Below are 18,969 nucleotides of genomic sequence, written 5' to 3'. Positions count from 1 at the left end.
TCCATACCAATATGCTAAGAAATCTTTCCGATAGAAGCAAATACTTTTAATTTTTAATTTGATAAACAAAAGTGATGCTAATTAATACTGGCATTGCAAAATTTTCTATAAACCTTATTGATTATTGATTTGAGGTTAGATGGACTCTGGTCTAAGTTAGGCGTTCAGGAGGATAAAATAAATAAGCCGATCGTGTCAAAATGTTAAGTGTATAGTTTATTTGCAAACTCACTTATGCCGAAAGCAATTTGGAATGGCGCAGTTTTAGCCGAGAGCGATAATACCGTAGTTGTGGAAAACAACCATTATTTCCCTGCTGACTCGATTAACAAGGAGTACTTCACAGACAGTAATACCCACAGTACTTGTCCTTGGAAAGGTGTCGCTAGCTACTACAGTATTGAAGTTGATGGACAAATCAACAAAGATGCTGCTTGGTACTATCCAAGCACCAAGGAGAAAGCTAAGAATATTGAAGGTTATGTGGCCTTCTGGAAGGGTGTAAAAGTAGAGGCTTAATTAAGGTTGCTGGGAGTATTTTAGTTTCAGAAAATTGATTTAGTATTTACAGCAATCATCAAATAAAATTTTGTGGAGGTTGACTTGTGTCAACCTCCACAGTCTTTTAAACTATTTAGCGATCGCAAGACACCTAACACCAAAATCCATGTTGGGTTGTGCTGGGCTTCACCTAATCTACATCTAATGGTTAACGTGAAAGGTCAGATAATAGAAAAAATGGACGTAACTATTTCTAATTCCTCAATCTAATAACCCCACACAGCGAGGCAACAACTATGCAAAATCTCACCAGAATTACCCGCAATCCAGAAGTGATGGGTGGTAAACCCTGCATTCGAGGAATGCGTGTCACTGTTGGTACTATTGTTGGGTTAATGGCATCTGGACACAGCAATAGCGATATTCTCAAAGCATATCCCTACCTCGAAGAACCTGATATTTATGAGGCACTTGCCTATGCTGCATGGCGAGTTGAAGAAATTGAAGTTCCTCTAAAAAGTGCATGAAAATTTTGATTGATATGAACCTTTCCCCTGATTGGGTTGCGGTTTTTCAGAGGTACAATATTTTGTCTGTCCACTGGTCTACCATTGGCAACCCCCGTGAGAAAGATGCAATTATTATGGAGTGGGCAAGAACTAACGGTTATATTGTCTTTACTCACCATTTAGACTTCGGTACTTTATTGGCTGCAACGGGTGCTGATACCCCCAGTGTAATTCAAGTTCGCACTCAGGATATTTTGCCAAACAGTATCGAAAATTTAGTCATTTTAGCCTTGAATCAGTTTGAGTCGTTACTAGAGTCAGGTGCATTGGTTACTATTGACCAAGCTCAATCTAGGGTGCGTATTTTACCAATTAGACGTGAATAGCCGGGAACTTTGACTACGTTGTGAATCTGAGTTGCGCTATTAATAATATAAGACTTGTATTTATAAGTTTTGCCTAAGCTGTAGTAACTACAATAGAAGCATTTGCTACAAATGAACAAGCTGTAGTAACTACAATAACTTCATATATAAGTTTTGTTTAAGCTGTAGTAACAACAACATAAGCATTTGCTACAAATGAACAAGCTGTAGTAACTACAATAACTTCATATATAAGTTTTGTTTAAGCTGTAGTAACAACAACATAAGCGTTTGCTGCAAATGAACAAGCTGTAGTAACTACAATAACTTCATTAGTAATGTCAGCTTGTGTGTTTGTAACAAATACACAAGCTGTGGTAACGACAACAACTTTATTCTTAACGTCCGCTTCTGTGTTGGTAACGAATGCACAAGCTGTAGTTACCACGGGAACTTAATTTGTAATGTCCCTGCTGCAAAAATACTTAAATTATTCTTGTGAAAAGGATTTTCTTTAAGCTTCGCATGGCACGAGTAGCAACATTATGGTGATGCCAAGCTTTATAGAAATCGGGGTAAGGCATATTCTGAGCGCATTTCCATATAATACTGTAGCAATTATTATCTAATTGCAAATAACCACTTAAGGCTTTGACCACCTCAAAACGATGCTCATTATCCTGTAGAATTTCCTCTAAGCTATCTGCTACCTGCCAATGGGTTTCGTCATCCACAGTAGTTGATTGCAGCAGTTGCACTAAGGCTGCAATCGCAATTTCATTGCCAGTGCCGATTTTCCCTAAGCTATATGCTGCCTGCCTACGGGTTTTGTTATCCACAGTAGTTGATTGCAGCAGTTGCACTAAGGCTGCAATCGCAATTTCATTGCTAGGGTCGATTTCCCCTAAGCTTGATGCTGCCTGCCAACGGGTGGAGTCATCCATAGTAGTTGATTGCAGCAGTTGCACTAAGGCTGCGATCACTTGTGGATTACCAGAGTCGATTTGCACTAAATTTTGTAGTACCAGGGTACGCCTGTCCTGATCCATATCCTTTAATTCTAGTAGTTGTACCAAAGCTGCGATCTGATTTTCATTGCTAGTACTGATTTTTGCTAGGCTATATGCCGCCATCCAACGGGTGTCCTCATCCAAATCTGTTGATTGCAGCAGATGGGTCAAGGCGACGATTACATTTTCATTGCCAGTACCGATTTCTTGTAAGCTATATGCCACCAGCCAACGGGTGTCCTTATTTAAATCTGTTGATTGCAGCAGATGTGTTAAGGCGGCGATTACATTTTCATTGCCAGTACCAATTTCTTGTAAGCTATATGCTGCCTGCATACGTGTGTCTTTGTGCAGATTTTTTGATTGCAGCAGATGGGTTAAGGCGAGGATTACGTTTTTATTGCCAGTACCAATTTCTTGTAAGCTATGCGCTGCCTGCATACGTGTGTCTTTGTGCAGATTTTTTGATTGTAGGAGTTCTACCAAAATGGCAATTGCATTTTTATTGCCAGGATCTATTTGTCCTAAACTTTTTGCCGCCTGTATACGTATATCCTGATGGACATCTATTGATTGCAACAGTTTTACCAAAGCGGCAATTGCCTTTTCGTTGCCAGTGCCGATTGTGCCTAAGCTTTTTGCTGCTTGCCAACGGGTAATTTCATAATACTTATCAGTTGATTGAAGCTGTTGCACCAAAGTGGCGATCGCATTTTTATTGCCGGGGTCGATTTCCCCTAAAGTTTCTGCCACTTGGCAACGGGTAATCTCAAACACATCTGTTGAATGCAATAGTTGCATCAAGGCATCAATTACTTTTGTGTGGTCTGTTTGTTGCAGTGCTGATCTAGCTTGCTCATTAATTGAACGTAGACCCTCAATTGTCCACTTGACAATTTGGGCTACTATTTCATCCGATCTGGAATAATTCCTAAACTCGGCAATTCCTACTGCGGCTAGAAAATACGCTCGATACTCATAAAAACTTTTGTCTACTTGATCTTGAAAAAACCATACTCCACATTCATCCCTAAAATTGATTAAAGCCATAATAAACGCTTGCTTGTGTTTTTTGGCTAGATCCTCACGCCCAAGCCAGAGTAAAAACGGTTGCTTCCATTGCGGCTCAAAGATGCGATAAGTTCCTTGACTGGGATTTTTGGGAACATGGTTAAGAAAGAAATGCCAGTCATCAATTGCCTTAGCAGCAAAGTATTCTTGAAATGAGGCATGAAAGAAAGCGTAAACAGGTTTTCTATTTGTATCTATCCCTACACAGTTCACCCAGCCGCGATTTAGTGCCAATTTCAACAGTGAATTTTTATCATCAACATCTCCCAAAAACTGACTAACAAAATCCTGCCGCAAGCGAAAACGGGTTGCTTTTTTATCTATGGCTTCTCTAGCTAATTCCCCTAGTTTGACATTGAGTTGCTGACGCTGCTGAGGTGTTGTAGGAATTTCCTCTTTTTTCCACTTGTAGAACTCATCAACAAATTGCTGATAGAGTCCCGCTTGAGTATCGGGTAATTTGCCATCTCCTGATTGCCAATTCAAGCACAGCAGCGTCAAGCGCAGAGGATTTTTCACTAAATCCTGAATCCGTTCTTTACCTGATTCTTTCAACGCAGTACATAACTGCTTCCCAGTTTCGGGAATAGCAGTAAACCATTTGTCAATAAATCTCTCTACCTGTTGTGGATAAGAAAAATCTAAACTGCGATAGGTATCAAAATCATTAAGTGCATTACTGCTACCATCCCACAGATTAACCCGACAAGTCAGCACAATTCGCGCTTGAGAAATTAACCCTGCTTCACGAAATTGTCGGGCAATTTCTGTCAGAGGATTACCTGAAGATGTGGACATCTCATCTAATCCATCTAACAGCAACCACACATTATTTTGATTAAATAGAGCAACAAAATCGTCCTTCAGTTGCTTAGTGACTTCAGCTTTACCTATTTTCTCAGCTACCTGAGTCAACCAAGTTTCAAACAGATAAGATTTTAGTTCCTTCTCTCGCAAATCTGCTAAAGATACCCAAATGACAATGGATTGGTGAATCTCACGAGATACCCAATCAGCAATCTGCTGTAATAGTGTTGTCTTTCCTGCTCCTGGTTCGCCAATAATTGCAATTCGCTTACCTTGACTTTTAGGCGTGTTCTTCTGTTTGAGAACTTCTTCAAGAAAATCATTATGCTTAAACGTTTTGGTGATTTCTGTCTCTTTGTACAGTTCTGACCCCTGTTCTGGAGAAATATCACCTTGAGGCTTGGATGGCTTTTTGCGCTCAACTAATCCCAGTGGTACATAAACATCATCAACTTGTAGGGCGACCCCTTCAGTTGATGTTAAAGGATTTGTAGTCAGCGATCGCCGTTCTGCAAGCATTTCACAGCAGACTTCACGCCAGTCATCAGGAGTTAACTTTGTCCCATTCTCCCCTTGAGACGACTGTAGTCAAAAGTTGAAGTTATTAGTTTGGTTATTTATCTGTCCTTGATTTACAACCCCAATTTTTTCTGCTAGCTGCGTCAGATTTTGAATGGTTGGCTGTTGAGACTTGAGGGTATTTTCGATTTCTTGAATTTTTTGAGTGAGTTTTGGTTCTGCTTTTGCTGCTGCTTCCACTTCCACAACAGCTTGAGCAATTTCTGGGTCTGCGTCTGCTGCTGCTTTCAGTTCTAGCACTGCTTGACCATAATCTAAAGGCTGTTGTTCATTTCCCTCTACAGCATTGGTGAGTAATGGCGATTTATTCTTTTGGCGGAGTAATCCGATTAACTTGCCACCTAGCGTCCATGTAGCATCACCAAGGTTTTCGCCGATTTTCTCCTGTGCTTTAGTCCAAAGTGTAGTTGCGATCGCAGTTGCAACAGCCGTCAGCGTTACAGTTACCATAAATTCACTACAAATTGAGTTAATGTAGAGATTATTTCAATTGACACAAATAGTATCACGAAAAAGCTAGGCGATTCTTAGTGATATCAATCAATACAGTTCAGAGCAAACCAAAACAATTGTAGAGACGGCGATTTATCACGTCTCAAAAACCCAAATTTTTGCCAGTAGCTTTTATCGTACAACACATCCTTGGGTAAAGACGCGATGAATCGCGTCTCTACAAATAGTCTTTTTGTCGCATTCTTGTTTCAACTTATGAATTATTAATTAGAGGCTGCCTTTTCTCCCACATTACGAATTATCTCCTCCAGGGTTTGCAATAACTCTTGCTCGTTATAAGGTTTAGAAAAGTAAGCCCGTGCCCCCAATTGCATCGCTAGTTGCCGATGTTTATTGCTGCTACGAGAAGTCAGCATTGCAACTGGAATATTTTTTGTATCAACGTCTGAATTAACCTTACCTAAAAAGCCATAGCCATCAAGACGAGGCATTTCAATATCACAAATTACCGCTTCAACTCTCAATCCATTATGGAGTTTTTCTAAAGCATCTTGACCATCTTTAGCTTGCTCTACTTGATAACCTCCCTTTTCAAGAGTCAGAGCTAAAAAGCGGCGAACGTTAATTGAGTCATCTACAATTAAAATTGTGCCTTTTTGCTTAACGGATGCTGCTGATATTTTATTTTCATCAAATATTAGGAACGGTGTTTTTAATCTTACTGATGGTAACTGAATACCTTTAGGAGTACGGCGATTTGTTGCAATCCAATAGAGCAATTCATTGACATTAACGAGTGGTACTACTCGACCATCACCGAGAATTGTGCAGTTGCTGAAGCCTTCCGGTAAAGGTATATTTCCCTCAACTTGGCGAATAGCAACTTCTTGTTCACCCCAGCAACGATCTATTTGAATTGCTACTGGCTGATTATTCCCTTTGACTACTAATACACTGTTAGCATTAATTGCTGCCGGAGTTTCTAATTCTGAAGTATCGTAGCGCAGGCAATTAAACTCTAAATAAGGAGTTAAGCGAATCAGTGGCAGCATGGTTCCCTGCCAATTTAGAACTTCGCTACCTGCCATTTGGAAAACTCGCTCTTGTTGGAGTAAGAATATTTCTGAAATGACATCTGTAGGAAATGCCAACAGCATTTTGTTGATTTCTACTAGCAGAACTCGCGCAACAGAAAGTGTAAATGGTACTGATAGGGTGAAAGTAGTACCAACTCCTGGTTCCGTATCAACTTTCACATCTCCTCGAATCAGTTTGAGATTGTTACGAACTACATCCATGCCGACACCTCGACCAGATAATGCTGTAACTTGCTCGGAGGTGGTAAAACCTGGTTCAAAAATTAGTGATAATAGTTCTTCATCACTAGCATTAGCGAGTAGAGAAGCATCCAATCCCATCGCTAAAGCGCGGGTGCGAATTTTCTCTAGAGAAATCCCCCAACCATCATCTCGGATGGTAATCAGGGTGCGATTACTGCGGTGACTAGCTGTAATTTCAATCAATCCTTGTTCTGGTTTACCCAAAAGACGACGAGTGCCAGAGTCTTCGATACCATGATCGAAAGCATTCCTTAAGAGATGCATTAAAGGTTCATTTAATGTTTCTAAAATACTGCGTTCAATTAAAGTATTGCCGCCTTCAATTTTTAATTGAACATTTTTCCCATACTCTACATTTAAATCGCGCAAGGCTCTAGGAAAACGTTCGGTCAAATCGGACAGTGGCCGCATTCGGATGTGATTTAATTTTGTCTGTAACTGTTTGGATGTTTTGTTGATTTTACGAGCAATTTGGTCTGTATCATCTACACTGAGTTGCACATCAGTTGTAACTTCCTGTACCTGAACAATGGTTTCCATAACTTCCTGCGATCGCAGGTTTAAATCGTTATAGCGATCCATTTCTAAGGCATCAAATTCTCTGTGTATACCTTGTGTTTGGTCACTATTTTCAGATGGCGATCGCACTTGAGTAGAAATTTTGTCATAAGCTATACGCAAATCCTGGTTTTCTCGGTCGAGAACTTGTACTCGCTGGTTCAGATTCCGAACAAGTTTGCGTAATCTTTCTAGTTGCGAGTTTAAGCCATTTCGCTGAACAATCAGTTCGCCAAATAAATCATTAATTTGCTCTAGTTGTTTACTGGGAACTCGAACGCTATTTTCATGAATTTCCCGATCTTTAACAACGCCATTTGACTCTCCTTTTCCTTCGCTAGATTTAGCATCGGCAGGATTATTTTCTCTAGCAAATATGGGATTTTGCTCTGTAACATTGATAGAATTAACATCATCGGCAAATTCTGGATCTACAAATGTAAAATTAGCAGCGATACCTGCGCTAGGCTGCGCCAACGCTTCATCATTAGTCCAATTTTCTCTAGTATTTTCTGGCTGCCAAACAGGTGTTGGCACTGCTTCTGGCAGGGCAATATCTATGTGTGCGATAGGAAGCTGTGGTATTACTTCTGCTGCTGGTAATAGTAGCGGTGATTGCGTATAACTAGCAAAATCAAGTTCTGTAGGTAAGTTATCTAGTTGATTTGTCAGCACCAAAGCTTGCGATCGCCGCCATGCTTGCAATGCTAATTGGGCAATTTCAGGAATGCGCGAACTGCTAACCGTGTCCAATTGCTGCGTTACTGACTCACAAAGCTTGGTAAAAGCTGCCAACTGGAGCATTTCACCCAAACCGCCCAATTCAGCTGCCATGATCACAATTTCTTCATGCAATCCGGGCTGTTCGCTATCTGCCAATATAGATTCTAGGCGCTGCAAACACTCTTCCACTTCTGTGGCAAATAGCAAGGGGATAACGTCTTGTCCATCCTCTGGGGATAGCATGGATGAGGCATCCTCTGGGGTGGGGTCGCCTAAGCGATCGTGCAACTCATCAAAAACCGGGTAACAAAAGGTTGCTAACCACGCATCTTCAACAACATTTCCTTCTGCAAGCAATTCGACAATCTGACGCAGCCAATCAACTCCAGATAGCAATAAACTTTGCAACTGGGTGTCAATTTCTAGAGAATTTTTTTTCGTTTTTAAAACTTTAAAGGAATCTTCCAAACGATGGGATAAATGACTTAGCGATTTAAATCCCATCATCCCCGCGCCACCTTTAATAGAATGAGCGGCTCGGAGTGCAGCATTGATTTTCTCTAAATCAATGCGGTTACTAGTATCAATTTCCAGCAATACCCCTTCTAAGGTATTTAAGTAATCAGTTGCTTCTTCCAGAAACTGCATCTGGATTTCTAATTCTTTGTCTTGTAACATGGTTTTTGTCCTTAGTTATTGGTCATTGGTCATTAGTCATTGGTCATTAGTCATTGGTCATTAGTCATTAGTAAAAGGACAAATGACAACGGACAAATGACAACGGACAAATGACAAATGACAAAATTAACTAACTTTGAAAGCCTCGACAGTCTCTTGTAACTGTTGAGAAATCTCCACCGTTTGTTGTAGAGATTCGGAAACTTGACGAGAAGAATCGCTGGTACGTTGTGATATAGCAGCAATATCTTTCATCAATTGGCTAACACTTTGTGATGTTTCAACTTGAGATGCAGTTGCAGTAGAAATCGACTGTACTAAGGAGTCAATTTGACGCGATACATCCAAAATTTCACTCAGGCTTTGTTTAGCCTCCTCCACAATTAGAGTCCCTTCAACCACTTGGGTAGTGCCTATTTCCATCGCCTGAACCACTTCACTGGTTTCTCGTTGGATATTTTCAACAATTTGTTCAATTTCTTGAGTTGCTGCGGCACTCCTGACTGCTAATTCACCGACTTCTTCAGCAACTACGGCAAAACCTTGACCTTCTTCACCTGCACGCGCTGCTTCAATGCCGGCGTTAATGGCTAGTAAGTTAGTTTGAATGGCGATTTGGTTAATCAAGGAAACTACACGGGAAATTTGTTGCGAAGATTCTCCCAAACGTTTCACTTTCTTAGCTGTTTCACCCACAGTTTCCCGTAAAGACAGGATATTTTGTACTGTCAAATCCATCGCGTGTCCACTCTTGGTAGCAGTGTTAGCGGCATGATTGGCAACGAAAGCAGCTTTTTCGGCGCTTTCGGCTACGGCTTTCATGGATTGGGTCATTTGGTCAACAGCATCTAGGGTACGGTTGATTTCGGCAGCTTGCGTAAGTGCTTCTTCTGCTAAATGGCGCATTGCTCCTTCGTTAGAGCCAATGGCAGTATTAACGTGGGTGGCAGCTTTTTGAACTTGGGTAACAATATCGCGGAGACTTTCGACAATTGAGTTGAAAAAGTCGGCAACAGTCCCGATTTCTCCAGCCGTCACGTCTGCACGTACTGTCAAGTCGCCTCTGGCTGCACCTTCTACGTCGTTGAGTAGTTCTAAAAGTTGTTGTTGCAGTGTTTCTTTTTGATGCCGTTCATCATCAGAATCGGTGATTCCAATATTTCTAACTTGTTCTATTTCCTCTAACAACTTGGCTTGTTCTAAGGCATAGCCGACTTGAGTTGCTATCTGTTGAAATAAGTCAATTTCCGGCTGTTGCCAGACATGCACAGTTTCGCAATGATGAGCAATTAATAAGCCTAAAAGTTTTTCTTGAGCAAGAATTGGTACAACCAAATTACCTTTGACGGCAAATTTTTCTAATAGTCGAATGTAACTGTTGGCATTTTTCAGACTTTGGTCTTGATGAATATCTGCAACTGCTTGCGCCTGTCCATCACGCTCGGTTTCTATATAACGTTCCCGAAAATAAGGATCGTCGATTTTCACTCCAAGCATTTCCGGCCAATTACCAGTTACCGATTCCGCAACAACAACGCCATCCCGATTATCTGGATTCAGGCTATAAATTATTACTCGGTCTGTTTTTAGCGCTTGCTGAACTTCTTTCACTGCTGCGTGATAAATATCTTCAGTTTTCAGACTTTTCCGAATTCGTAAGGTAATATCTGCTAATAATTTTGCCCCTTCAACGTCTATTTCCTGTTCTTTAACTAAGACCTGCAATTGTTCGGCCATCAGGTTGATATTTGCACTCAATACCCCTAATTCGTCTTCCCTTTCGATTTCCACACGGGTATTGAATTTACCTTGACCAAGCTTTGTTAATGCCGCAGTTGCATTGAGAATTGGCAGTGTAGTAAGTTTAGCTAACCAAGATGCGATCGCACCCACAATCAATGCTGTCAGTGCTGTACCGACGGCTATAGTCCACAACAATTGTCTTTGCGGCTCAAATACAGTTGCAGTGTCTGTAGACAAAAGTACTTGCCAGTTTAAATCAGGTAAGCCATCTAGCTTGGTGGCTGGTACGTAGCTGACTAATTTTTGTTTTTTGTCCGTTTTAGGAACATCTATAAAACTATCTACCTTGTTTGCTGTCAGCAGTTTAGGTAAATTAGCATACTCTCCCTTTGCCTCTTTCCCCAATAATCCCTTTTGAGGACTCAAGAAAACTATTCCTGAAGCATCAAGCAACTGGTATTGTTGTCCATTGGCTACGTAGTTTTTGATGACTTCTTGTAAGGATGTTACAGGTAGGCGCGCTCTTACCACGCCAATGGTTTGACCCGTCCTTTTCTCTTTCACAGGTGCAGCTATATAAATACTCACTACACCAGTATTTTTTACTGCTTCCGGTTTACTGATGATAGGAGTATCTTTTTGTAAAGCGTCTTGAAAGTAGGTAAGGTCTTTTTGATTATCCAGAGGTTCGCCTGTGGATTGGACAATTAAATTACCTTGACGATCAAAAACAGCCACGCTGTCATAAGCTTTGTAAGCTTCGACAATTCGATCTAAAACTGCTTGTTTTTGTGAATTGCTGGTACTTCCACTACCTTGGGGACTTGTCAAAAAAGGCAAACTTGAGATTACCTGAATATCTCCGTAGCGTCCCAATATAAAACGGTTGATTTTATCACTTAACCCTATTGCTTCAGCTTGTTGAGACTGGGTAATTTGCTTAGTAATGGACTTGTTGGCAAAAGTAAAAGCGATCGCACCAATGCCCAAGACTGGTATTGTACCGATTGCGATCGCTAAAATAGTCGCCTTCTTAGCCAATCCGAGTTTTGTAAAAAAGGCAAAAGCCTGATTCCGCGAAGAATTATTAGCAGTTCCGCTACTATTCTTAGTTGGTAGTTTTATGACACCACTAGTTATTTTTTGCGATGAAATTAGCGATGCTCTATTTTGAGCGCTGTTACCTTGATTTGTGTTGGTTTTATTAAACATAAAAATAGTTCTCCTAACTATGTGAATAACAACACTAAAAATCCTTTTTAGTAGTACATTTTAATCACTGCGGAGAATAGAAGACTGCCCAATTGCCTGTGCATCTAATACCAGCAAGATTTCTTCTTGTTGGACAACGCAGCCACATAAATAAGGAACTAAACTGGATGCCACTTGTCCTATAGGAGAATGAATCTCATCAGCAATGAACTTAGTTGTACCTTTGATTTCTTGCACAACTAAACCTAGTACCAATGATTCCACTTGGATAACGATCGTACTGTATTGCCGCAGTCGATAATCTAGAGATTCTAAATTTAGCATTCTTGGTAAATCAACTACCCAAATTATCCGACTCCGCCAATTCATTAATCCTAATATGCAGGTGGGCATATTAGGCATTGAGGTTACAGATTCAATAGGTACAAGAATTGCTTCTTGCGTATGCTTCATTGATAAAACAGCAGCAGTCTGTTGATTTAGCTGAAACTTTAGATAACTATCTGCTAAATTATTTTGATTTGGTTTTAAAGGAAGTGTAATGTTTGTACTAGTCATTGATTCAAATTACCACCGATTTAATAGTACGTAGGAGATGTTCGCGGGTGTAAGGTTTAGTTATGTAGGCATCTGCACCTTGTCTCATTGCCCATAAACGGTCAATTTCTTGGTTTTTAGAACTACAAATCACAATCGGCACTTTTGCAGTAATCGGATTTCTTCTCAGAGAACGACACAATTCAAATCCGCTCATCTCTGGCATTACTACATCAGTAACTATCGCATCTGGTTTTTCTAACACAGCTTTTTCTAAACCCTCTTTTGCACCACTTGCTTTAATTACGTTGTAACCACTCTCTTTGAGATAATGGCTCATTAATTCCAATTCACTGGGAGAATCTTCTACAATCAGAATTGTGCCAAGTAAAGTTAGACTCACTATATAAATCTCCTAAAAAAGAAATTAAGGCGATTAAATTTGCTTATAGTTATTGGTTGCTACTAAAATTAACCAAGATGTTTAAAAACCATTTTTAGCAATTCTGATTGTGTAAAAGGCTTAGTCAAATATCCTGATGACCTAACCATTTTCGCTTTTGCTCTGTCGATAAATCCTGTTCTACCAGTCACCATAATGATAGGTGTGTGTTTAAAAGCTGAATGTTTTCGTAATAAAGAACATAGCTCATAACCATCTAAGCTTGGCATCTCAACATCTAATAAAATTAGATCGGGCTTACTCCGCAAAATTTGCATTAAAGCCTTCACCGGATCGTTGATCATCACAACAGAAAATGTATTTTCATCCAAAAAGTGTTTAATAGAATTTAAAACTGTTTGGCTATCATCAATGCAGGCAATTGTATATAGTTTTTTGGCAGCAGGTAGTTGATTAGTTTTATTATTTTCAGGAATATCAAAGTTGATTGATATCGGCAACTTTTGCCCAAGTTTTATTTGTAGTGGTGGCTGAATTTGAGATGGTTGTTTTTTAGATAAAACTTGAGAACCTGCACCAGACGGAATTGATGACTGGATATTTTGCCGATTTCTTAACTGTCTTTGACAGTGTTCAACAAGTAACCGCAAATCCAAGCGACAGAACTTTGGTAGTTCATCCAAAGAGCTTTCCGGGCTGAATTCATAGCTACCTTCTTTTAAACACAGGAATGATTCCAGTACTTCTTTTGCCAATTCGTCTATCAGGTTTGCTGCTTGCACAGCAGTAATATAGTCCTGATTGACTAACCAACAAATAGCTTGGTAATCCGCATTGGGTATTGATTGATGTTCATTCTTCGTCTCAAACATCAGCCGCATTTGCACGCGAATGGCGCTGTTGAGAGCAGGAATCTGCTGGCTTAAGCGTCGCAAGTGACTGTCAAGCCGCTCAAACAGTTTATCTGAATAGGAGGCATAAGTAAGTTTACCGTCCTCTAGATAAATTGACCAAGAAACTATTCCAGTAAATATGCTTAAGCACCCTGTAGCACGGCGGCTGGTTAATTGTGCCAACAGAGATAGTGGATGTAGTTTCTGGAACAACCTGTAGCTACCTATAGGAGTTGTGCTCATTTTGCTTTTACTTCAGCTAAATTCGATACGTGTTGGCTAAATTCGTATAGAGTTATTCCACAATTGAAATCAGCTAAAAAGCATCAAACTTTTGTATTTTAAAGTACATCAGTTTACATCTAGGTTTGTGGTAAAACTCAACGAAAGTAGCGTTATTTTCAGATGAGTAAATCTTAGTAAATTCATAAATCGTTATTAATTTACTTACTGTTACTGAGATTGATAAACATCTGGCGAGAATAAGACATAAAAATGTCAAGACTAGATGAAGCCACTTTCCATTGAGTAACCCCCATCTGACCACAGGAATAATACTGATTTTGTAGATAGTGATATATTTGAATTTATGTATTTACACTGAAGTAAGCTCTATTTTTGAAGGAGATAAACGCTAGATGAAGCCACTTTGTATCGAGTTACTTTAACTTGACCACAGTAATAATACTGGTTTATTGATAATAATAAATTGATTTTTTTATATGTTTTAATTTCATGAACAGAGATAGTAGTATGTCTTATTTCACTGTTCATACCTCGGTAGATGCTGCGGAAGCCTTACCAGCAGAATTTCTCGAAAAGTTCCAGAAAAAGTATTAGCAGCAGGATTAGTAGTTTTCCATTCTATAACTGCGTCATCGTGAGAACTTTCGATGATATTATCTGCGCTATCAATAATTTTTTTTACAGGAAAATCAGGAATGGGATCTGTAATTTGTGCTGAGGAAATATTAGAAAATACTTAAGTTTAAAAGCAAAACTAGTAGTCTGCCCCATTAAATTTGAGGGGTAAATACGCTTGTAGTGAGGACTTTAGTCCTCAAATATTCAAGCACTAAAGTGCTTACTACAAACCTAGCGAAATTAATGGGACAGACCACTAGTTTGTCTTAATGACAATAATCTGTCACCGACAAAAAAATTAATCACTGTACAGTATAACTACCAGCCTAGATAAGGCAATTCAAATTATTAAATATGCGGATAAAAGGACTTGAACCTTCACTCCTTTCGGAACTAGAACCTAAATCTAGCGCGTCTGCCAATTTCGCCATATCCGCATCAGTTTACTATCATACCATAAGAAATTATTTTTGGGAATAGGGAATTAGGGGGACAAGGGGAGCAGAGGGACAAGGTGACAAGGTGACAAGGTGACAAAAGTTTAGAACTTACAACAAGTCTTTCCCCTTGTCCCCAATTCTCCTTGTCCCCAAGTCCTCTTTCCCATGCCCCATTCCCAATGCCCCATACCCCATACCCAATTACATAACCGCAACACGAGGCAGACGATGCTTGAACCCGCAGAGAATTTCCCATGAAATAGTATTTAGTTGTTCTGCCCAATCGTCTGCGGAAATTTGTTCTTTTCCCTGTTCCCCTAGCAAAGTAACTACTTCTCCTTCTTGGATATTGGGTATAGCACTTACATCCAGCATCAACTGATCCATTGTAATTGTGCCGATTTGCGACACTCTCTGACCACGAATTAACACCTGCATTTTGTTAGAAAGACTACGAGGAACGCCGTCAGCATAGCCAATTCCCACAACAGCGAGGCGAAGTTCACGCGGGGCAATAAATTTATGCCCGTAGCTAACAGCAGTTCCTGCGGCAATTGTTTTAACTTGGGTGACTCGTGCCTTAAGTTGCAAAACGGGCTTAAGGTTGATCGCATTTTGTAAATGCGGTGCTGGGTAAAGTCCGTAAACGGCTAAACCTACTCGCACAATATCGTAGTGCAATGCCGGATTTGTGAGTGCAGCTGCTGAGTTTGCCAAGTGCAAGCAAGGCACTTCAATTCCCATTGCTTTGATTTGAGCGATCGCTTCCTCAAATCGTCTATGCTGTTCTTCCATTGCCGTTGTATCAGGATCGTCTGCTGTTGCCAAATGAGAATAAATACTGGCAATCGATAGATGTGGTAGGCGCTGCACTAATTGCACAAATTCACCTGCTTGCTGCCAATTAGTTCCTAACCTAGACATACCCGTGTCTAATTTGATGTGTACGGGCACTGGCGAACCATGATTCATGGATTCCAGAATATTGGAAAATACCAAAGCTTGCTTAGGGCTACAGAGTGTGGGCTGAAGTTTCCATTGTGCGATCGCATGAATCTGCTCTGGTGTATGAGTTGCTCCTAAAATCAAAATGGGCGCTTCAATCCCGCCTTCTCGCAATTGAATAGCTTCTGGAACTGTAGCGACTCCCAGCCAACTAGCTCCCGATTGAATTACAGTTTGGGCAACTGTCACCGCACCATGTCCATAAGCATCAGCTTTTACTACTGCCATCAACTGGGTACGCGGTGATAAAAACTGCACCAATTGCTGTACGTTGTACGACAACGCCCCCAAATCAATTTCTACCCAAGCTCGTTGCGAAAACCACGCGTAGGTGTCGCACTGCTGATTATGAACTACACCAGGGATTTGTTTGCGACTTAACATTTGTACTGACTCCTATCCCACCACGGCTAAACTTTCAAGTTATCTATCTATACACGCTCCTAAAAGCGAGATCAGATTAAATAGGAAGTTTAACCTTCATATTGGAAGTGATACAAGATGTTGCAGTAGTAAACTAAAAGTTAAGATTTATGAGTAGGGAGTTAAAAGTAAATCTTATGGCTCGGCTTTTTGCTGTGTTATTTGCATTAACCTACGTAAAATCCTTGGTGTGACGTTAGAAGTTTTACTTCCAAACTCCTAACTCTTCACTCATAACTCTTAAGTCATAAATTAATTGCCGAATTCTGCCGAAAGTATAATTTATTCTCATCTCCCTAGCAGGGTGTATTTGTGTTAACATTTATGTAAAGCTAATACCCTGAGCGCAGATAAATGGGGAAGGTTTTAGTCTTAAACGCATCTTACGAACCTCTCAATATAACGAGTTGGCGGCGTGCTGTGGTTCTGTTAATCAAGGGCAAAGCAGAACGCGTAGAACACAACGGTAAATTTTTGTACTCGGATTTTCCGTTGCCGACCGTAATCCGGTTACGTCATTACGTGCGTGTTCCTTATAAAGAAATTCCTCTAACTCGCCGAAATATATTGCACCGTGATGGTCATGCCTGTCAATACTGTGGTTACACAGGAGATGAGTTGACTCTAGACCATGTAATACCGCGATCGCGCGGCGGGGGCGATACCTGGGAGAACATTGTGACAGCTTGTGTCCGTTGCAATGTAAAAAAAGGCAGTCGGACTCCCCATGAAGCTCACATGCCTTTACGCCATCCTCCTCGCCAACCTTATAGCAGCCTCTATTTCGAAGTCAGCAAACATCTTAAGAGTGGACTGCATACAGAGTGGCAAAAGTATGTTATAGGTCTTTGAGCAAAAACGCAGAGGAGCAGAGGATAAAAAAGAAATACCTTATTGCTTTGGGAGCAACCCAACAGCTTTAGTAATGGAGTGTTGAAAAATTGGCGGCTATATGGCTCGTCACAAAGGCGATCGCGTCTCGTAGATTGGCGCAATGGTCAATGCTCAAGCCTATACACTTATGTATGTGGTTCGACTTTTACTAGGCATCCTCTCTGATTTCTGAGACTTTTCAAAGGGGATACAAACAGGCGTTGTTAATTAAAAGTAATTGTTAATTGCTCAATAGTCATAATAATGAGATTATTGAGCATAAGAATATTTGAAAGATCAAGGACTAACCCTAAAGTATTAGATAGAAAGTATACCCTAAGTCAGATAAAAAATTCAGATAAAAATCCTGCTGATTCAATTTAAGGAAGAGAAAAAAGCTCCTCAAACAGATTTATGCTGCCAGATACAGCCGAATATACAAAACTTGCTTGTTTTCAGCACTCATATACCCTCTAGTGGAATTTAATTGATATCAAGCGCTGTTACTGACAAAAAATATACTTAGATGTATAGTGCAATGTCTTGATATTTTTGCGAAGATCAAAATAATGTGGCTACATTCAGTGAATTGCTGATCTTAGTATTTCTGAATTAAAGGAGCCTCACACTTTAAAAAAGTTCCCTATGTACTTGAATTCTCCCGTTACTCAGTTTGAGAGTTTGTCATTGACCACAGCAGAGCCAAACCCAGAGGAACCTGAAATCGAGAAAGCGCCAGTGGAAGTTGCATTTAAAAGTCCATCATTACCGCCATCGGTAGGTGACGGAGCTATATTTCTTAGTCACCGTGGTAATTCTCTGGCACAACAAAAGTCCGAAGAACTGCAAAAAACCCTCTTGGCACATCGACACGATCGCCAACTGGTAATTTTGCAAGATTTTCCTGACCCTGATGCCCTTTCTTGTGCATGGGCTTATCAGTTAATTGCCCAGCAATATGATATCAAATGCGAAATCATTTATGCTGGCGCATTGAGCCATCAAGAAAATATTGCCTTGGTAAGGCTGACTAACTTACCTATCCAACGCTGGACACCGCAAACCTTGAAAACTAAAGATTTGTCATCTTATCAAGGTTTTGTATTAATTGATAATCAGGGAACTACTTCACAGCTACTATCAGCAGTGCAGCAGGCTAAGATTCCCCTAGTGGTACTCGTTGACCATCATAGTATCCAAGGCGATCTGCAATCAGAGTTTGAGGATATCCGTCCTTATGTAAGAGCGACAGCAACAATTTTTACGCAGTATCTCCAAACGGGATTACTAGCATTAGATAGCAGCATAAATCAACACGTTAAATGTGCAACTGCCTTGATGCACGGCTTGCGATCAGATACAAATCGGTTAATGCAAGCGCAAGAAGAAGACTTTATGGCAGCTGCGTATTTAAGCCGATTTTATGATGCCCAATTGCTAAACGCCATTTTACAGGCGAACCGTTCCAAGCGGGTAATGGATGTGATCGAGCGATCGCTAAAAAATCGCATCGTTCAAAATAACTTTTCCATTGCTGGTGTTGGTTACTTACGCTACGATGACCGTGATGCCATCCCCCAAGCGGCTGATTTTCTCGTCACCGAAGAAAACGTTCACACTGCTGTAGTTTACGGCATTGTTCACGATGAAGACGATGAACTGGAAATAGTCATCGGTTCCCTGAGAACTAGCAAACTTACCCTTGACCCTGATGAATTCATCAAAGAAGCCTTCGGACAAGATAGCGCCGGGCGGTTTTTTGGCGGTGGAAGGACAAGCGCAGGCGGCTTTGAAATTCCGATGGGCTTCTTATCTGGCAGCAACGAAAATTCCGCTTATGCGAAAATGAAGTGGGAAGTATTTGACGCTCAAATTAAGCAAAAACTGCTGAGGTTGGTTAATCCTAGAGACAACCCGATTCAGTCGGAGTAGAGGGAACTCAAGAAGAGGCGGAGAACTCCTAACTAATGCAGCAGTCAAAG

The 18,969-nt window shown here is 40.5% G+C and carries 14 protein-coding genes and 1 tRNA gene; 5 read left to right on the top strand and 10 right to left on the bottom strand.

The features are described 5' to 3' along the window. Positions 1-234 precede the first annotated feature (234 nt). The 3 genes from ACFFRD_RS10350 (at position 235) to ACFFRD_RS10340 (ending at position 1,396) form a co-directional block, all read left to right on the top strand. Positions 235-519 (top strand): DUF427 domain-containing protein, encoded by a 285-nt coding sequence (locus ACFFRD_RS10350; protein WP_392481376.1) that lies wholly within the window; start codon positions 235-237, stop codon positions 517-519. A 278-nt stretch (positions 520-797) separates the two neighbouring features. Beyond that, complete coding sequence (locus tag ACFFRD_RS10345) at positions 798-1,028, top strand: DUF433 domain-containing protein (protein ID WP_392481375.1); 231 nt, start codon at positions 798-800, stop codon at positions 1,026-1,028. Next, positions 1,025-1,396 (top strand): DUF5615 family PIN-like protein, encoded by a 372-nt coding sequence (locus ACFFRD_RS10340; RefSeq protein WP_392481374.1) that lies wholly within the window; start codon positions 1,025-1,027, stop codon positions 1,394-1,396. The genes ACFFRD_RS10345 and ACFFRD_RS10340 overlap by 4 nt, the downstream gene beginning before the upstream one ends. 241 nt (positions 1,397-1,637) lie before the next feature. Here the strand turns inward: ACFFRD_RS10340 and ACFFRD_RS10335 are convergent, their stop codons facing one another. The 10 genes from ACFFRD_RS10335 to alr form a co-directional block, all read right to left on the bottom strand. Further along, a complete protein-coding gene (locus tag ACFFRD_RS10335) occupies positions 1,638-1,823 on the bottom strand; it encodes a hypothetical protein (RefSeq protein WP_392481373.1) in 186 nt (61 codons plus the stop codon). Between the two features lie 37 nt (positions 1,824-1,860). Next, positions 1,861-4,782 (bottom strand): HEAT repeat domain-containing protein, encoded by a 2,922-nt coding sequence (locus ACFFRD_RS10330; RefSeq protein ID WP_392481372.1) that lies wholly within the window; start codon positions 4,780-4,782, stop codon positions 1,861-1,863. Positions 4,783-4,851: 69 nt separating this feature from the next. Next, positions 4,852-5,292, bottom strand: a complete 441-nt coding sequence (locus ACFFRD_RS10325) for a hypothetical protein (protein ID WP_392481371.1) — start codon at positions 5,290-5,292, stop codon at positions 4,852-4,854. Positions 5,293-5,558: 266 nt separating this feature from the next. Next, positions 5,559-8,594, bottom strand: coding sequence for a response regulator (locus tag ACFFRD_RS10320; protein ID WP_392481370.1), 3,036 nt, complete (start codon positions 8,592-8,594; stop codon positions 5,559-5,561). 126 nt (positions 8,595-8,720) lie between these two features. Further along, positions 8,721-11,549, bottom strand: a complete 2,829-nt coding sequence (locus ACFFRD_RS10315) for a methyl-accepting chemotaxis protein (protein ID WP_392481369.1) — start codon at positions 11,547-11,549, stop codon at positions 8,721-8,723. Positions 11,550-11,609: 60 nt separating this feature from the next. Next, on the bottom strand, positions 11,610-12,107 hold the full coding sequence (locus ACFFRD_RS10310) for a chemotaxis protein CheW (RefSeq protein WP_012411884.1): 498 nt from the start codon (positions 12,105-12,107) through the stop codon (positions 11,610-11,612). Positions 12,108-12,111: 4 nt separating this feature from the next. Next, entirely contained in the window at positions 12,112-12,489 is a 378-nt protein-coding gene (locus ACFFRD_RS10305) for a response regulator transcription factor (RefSeq protein WP_012411883.1), read from the bottom strand. Between the two features lie 68 nt (positions 12,490-12,557). After that, the gene (locus ACFFRD_RS10300; RefSeq protein WP_392481368.1) at positions 12,558-13,625 is read right to left on the bottom strand and encodes a response regulator; all 1,068 of its coding nucleotides are present in this window, start codon (positions 13,623-13,625) and stop codon (positions 12,558-12,560) included. 976 nt (positions 13,626-14,601) lie between these two features. Beyond that, a tRNA-Leu gene (locus ACFFRD_RS10295) sits at positions 14,602-14,683 on the bottom strand. A gap of 204 nt (positions 14,684-14,887) precedes the next feature. After that, positions 14,888-16,075 (bottom strand): alanine racemase, encoded by a 1,188-nt coding sequence (alr, locus tag ACFFRD_RS10290; protein WP_392481367.1) that lies wholly within the window; start codon positions 16,073-16,075, stop codon positions 14,888-14,890. A 393-nt stretch (positions 16,076-16,468) separates the two neighbouring features. On the opposite strand from alr, the gene ACFFRD_RS10285 reads away from it, so the two are divergent. Then, a complete protein-coding gene (locus ACFFRD_RS10285; RefSeq protein ID WP_069070622.1) occupies positions 16,469-16,966 on the top strand; it encodes an HNH endonuclease in 498 nt (165 codons plus the stop codon). Between the two features lie 666 nt (positions 16,967-17,632). Continuing rightward, entirely contained in the window at positions 17,633-18,919 is a 1,287-nt protein-coding gene (locus tag ACFFRD_RS10280; protein ID WP_114083488.1) for a bifunctional oligoribonuclease/PAP phosphatase NrnA, read from the top strand. Positions 18,920-18,969: the final 50 nt, after the last annotated feature.

This window comes from Nostoc sp. C110 (assembly GCF_043099725.1).
GTDB lineage: Bacteria > Cyanobacteriota > Cyanobacteriia > Cyanobacteriales > Nostocaceae > Nostoc > Nostoc muscorum_A.
The sequence above is the reverse complement of the archived record's forward strand: the minus strand, read 5'-3'. Positions and strand labels throughout refer to the sequence as shown.